At 58.8% G+C, this 1,014-nt stretch carries 1 protein-coding gene and 1 pseudogene; both read left to right on the top strand.

Translation table 11 applies throughout. The annotated features are described in order from the left end of the window. Nucleotides 1–264, top strand: a 264-nt coding sequence (locus tag NCR35_RS29735) for a hypothetical protein (RefSeq protein ID WP_250537456.1), incomplete at its 5' end; no start/stop codon positions are given. Next, nucleotides 261–1,014: pseudogene (locus NCR35_RS29730) on the top strand (hypothetical protein); the annotation flags it as partial. The gene NCR35_RS29735 and the pseudogene NCR35_RS29730, both read left to right, overlap by 4 nt.

Here is a 1,014-nt window from a genome sequence, read left to right as displayed (position 1 = left end):
CATCTGTATCACGACGACGAACCGGTTCAGGGCGCGAAGTTCCAGATTCACTACGACGATGGCAAACGCTATGGCGGCACGCTAGACAGTGCTGGCCATGCTGATCTGAGCGGCGCACCTGTGGGTAGCGGCCAAATCGAGATTGGGCCGGACGCGCGTCCGTTGCAGGTCAAGGCCAATGACCCTAACCCCGGCTACAAGTCGCGCTGGGGCGAGAGCGATTTCAGGGCATCCGCAGAAAAGCAGAACAACGGTGGAGTATGAGTGACATCACGGTAAGCAACCCCGCAGAAAGCCGCATTGGGGCAATCGAGACGGGAAAACTGATATGGGCCAATGCTGCCGCTGTAGGTGGCTGGATCGGCGGCGCATTGAAGGGAGAATTCGGCAAACAGCAGACGACGGGCCAGATTTTCTTCGATGCAGTAATCAGCATGTTCCCCGTGCTGGGTGAAGGAACGGCGGCCCGCGATACCATCGCGATCGTCATGCGTATGGCTGACGATCCGAAGGCGGTGGAGGACAAATGGACCTGGATCAGACTGGTTCTTTGCCTCATTGTCATCGTCCCGCTGTTTGGCGGCATCCTCAAGGGAGTCGGAAAGCTGGTGATCCGTGCAGTGGAGGAAGCCGAAGACCTGGCGAAGCTGGCCGAAGAGATCGTCCGGTTCGTGAATCGGATGTGTCACGGTAACGCGTATGAATGGCTGCGCAAGCTCGACTTCACTGCATACCAGGACAAGGTTCTGGCCGGACTGACTGAGGCGCTGGACCGCTTATCGGGTGCTTGCCAGTACATCGTGCGTAACATGGGGAGCGTGGTGCCTTCGCGTGTTATCACGTATCTATCGGGCTTGCCTGCGAAACTTCAGCCGATCCGCAGCGCAGCCAACCGGATGATTCCACAGGCGCTGCGGGATTTGAATGCGTGCCTTGCCCGCGTGCGTGCGCATATGGTCGAGGGCACCTGGGCAGATATATCGGTCGGCTCGGGCAAGGTTACGACGCGTGAAG

The sequence above is a fragment of the Caballeronia sp. AZ10_KS36 genome (genome assembly GCF_023631105.1).
GTDB lineage: Bacteria > Pseudomonadota > Gammaproteobacteria > Burkholderiales > Burkholderiaceae > Caballeronia.
The sequence above is the reverse complement of the archived record's forward strand: the minus strand, read 5'-3'. Positions and strand labels throughout refer to the sequence as shown.